The sequence below is a fragment of the Desertihabitans aurantiacus genome, from assembly GCF_003344635.1.
Classification (GTDB): Bacteria; Actinomycetota; Actinomycetes; order Propionibacteriales; family Propionibacteriaceae; genus Desertihabitans; species Desertihabitans aurantiacus.
On the sequence record NZ_QPKK01000401.1, the window covers coordinates 1 to 2323 of the forward strand.

General features: G+C 76.1%; 1 protein-coding gene. It reads right to left on the minus strand.

Annotated elements, in window-relative coordinates:
- A partial coding sequence (locus DVA66_RS19515) for a glycoside hydrolase family 2 protein (protein WP_114561480.1) occupies positions 1-2323 on the minus strand: 2323 nt, incomplete at both ends.

Here is a 2323-nt window from a genome sequence, read left to right on the forward strand (position 1 = left end):
CGGCCTCGGCCGGCAGCAGCTCGGCGGTGCGCCGGCCGGGGGCCAGCTCGAGCCGTCCCCGGTCGGCGAACCGCCACACGCTGCGGGACGCCGCCCGGCCGGGCAGACCCGCCACCTCGGCCACCAGCAGCTCGCGGCGCTGGTGCCAGGGCGCGCTGACGGCGACCGGCAGCAGGTGCGTGCTGGTCGAGCGCGGCGCCACCTCGGCGGGGACGGTGGTGCGGGCCCGCTCGGTGCCGTCGAGGTCGCAGCGGCGCACCACCGCCTCGGCCGTCCACGGCTCGTCGGTGTCGTTGACCAGCACCAGCGACAGCCCGTCCTCGCGGGGCTGCACGGTGAGCAGCCGGTCGGCGTGGGCCGCGCGGGCGGCGTACCAGCCCAGCTTGGGGACGCCGTGGCCGTCCACCACCGCCCAGGAGCTCACCGGCCAGCAGTCGTTGAGCTGCCAGACCACGCTGCCAGCGCACCGCGGCCACCACGAGCGCAGGTGCTCGATCGCGGTCCGCAGCGCCTCGGCCTGGTTGAGCGAGGTGGCCAGGTGGAAGTCGGCGAACGCCTCCGGTGCGAGCAGCCGGTCGAGGTCGGCGACGTGCCCGGCCAGCCGGTCGACCAGCCGCTGCCCGCCGCCGGTCTGCTTCTGGTGGGCCAGGAACTCCGGGGAGTCCCAGCGCTGCGCGTCAGCACCGAGTGCGGTGCGCAGGGTGGGCAGCGTGGCGGGGGCCTGCCAGCCGTACTCGGCGGCGAAGCGGGGGACGGCGTCGCGGTAGTGGCGGTGGTCCAGGCGGTTCCAGGTGTCCCACTGGTGGGTGGTGCCCTCGCCGGGGAAGTTCGGCGTCACCTCGTCGGAGGAGTGCGGGCTGTTGACCAGGTACGGCGTGCCCGGGTCGAGCTCGGCGACCACGGCCGGGAACAGCTCGCGGGCGTACCACTCGCCCCAGGGGCGCCCGTCCAGCTTCTGCGGCCAGCCCCAGTCGCTGTGGCCGAGCAGGTTCTCGTTGCCGCCGTTCCACAGCACCACGCTCGGGTGGGCCGAGAGCCGGCGGACGGCCTCGCGGGCCTCGGCCTCGACCTCCGAGCGCAGCGGCTCCTCCTCGGGGTAGCCGGCGCAGGCCAGCAGGAAGTCCTGCCAGACCAGCAGCCCGCGCTCGTCGGCGCAGCGGTAGAAGGTCTCGTCCTCGAACAGCCCGCCGCCCCAGACCCGGACCAGGTTGGCCCCGGCGGCCTGCGCCTGCTCCAGCCGGGCCACGTACTCCGCGGCGGTGGTGCGGGTGGGGAACGGGTCGTCGGGGATCCAGTTGAACCCCTTGGCGAACACGGGACGCCCGTTGACCACCAGCGTGCAGGCCCGCCCGTGGCGGTCGCGGGTGGTGTCGAGGACGACCGAGCGGAAGCCGGTGCGGCGGTGCCGGGTGTCGACCACGCGGCCGTCGACGACGAGGTCGACGTCCACGTCGTGCAGGGTGGCGGGGCCGTAGCCGGTGGGGAACCACAGCTCGACGTCGGCCACGGCCAGCTCGGCGCGCACCGTCCGCGGCCCCGACCCGGTGGGGACGGCGAACCGCTCCACCCCGCCGCCCGGACCGCGGACCACCAGCTCGGCGGCGGCGTCCGCGGCGACGACGACGTCGGCCACCACGTGCACCGTGCCGTCGGCGGTGGTCGGCTCCTCCCCGGCGGCGGGCGCGGGCACCTCGGTGCGCACCTGCAGCCCGGTCAGCGCGGCGGTCGGCACCACCTCGAGGGTGACCGGGCGCCACAGCCCGGCCCCGACCAGCGTCGGCCCCCAGTCCCAGCCGAAGGAGGAGGCGTGCTTGCGGATCTGGTTGTAGGGGTGGGGGTAGTCGTTGGGCCAGGCGCCGCGGGTGCGCTGCAGCTCCTCGGCGTGCACCAGGGCGGAGTCGAAGCGGACCGTGAGCTCGTTCGCGCCGGGCCGCAGCACCCCGGTGACGTCGACCCGCCAGGAGCGGTGCATGTTCTCGCTCGTGTGCACGCGGGTGCCGTTGAGGTGCACGGTCGCCACGGTGTCCAGTCCCTCGAACACCAGGGACGCCGGCCCGTCCAGCTCGTCCGCGGCGACCTCGACGACGGCCCGGCACTCCCAGTCCAGCCGTCCGACCCACTGCACCTGCGCCTCGTTCAGCCCGACCAGCGGGTCGACCAGCTGCCCGGCCGCCATCAGGTCGAGGTGCACCGCGCCGGGGACGGTGGCCGGCAGCGCACCGGGCAGCGCGTCCGGGCGGACCACGTCGGCCGGCATCGCGGCCAGCCCGGCCTCGCCGTCGACCGGCCGGACGGTCCAGTCCGCGGTGGCGCCGAGGTCGCG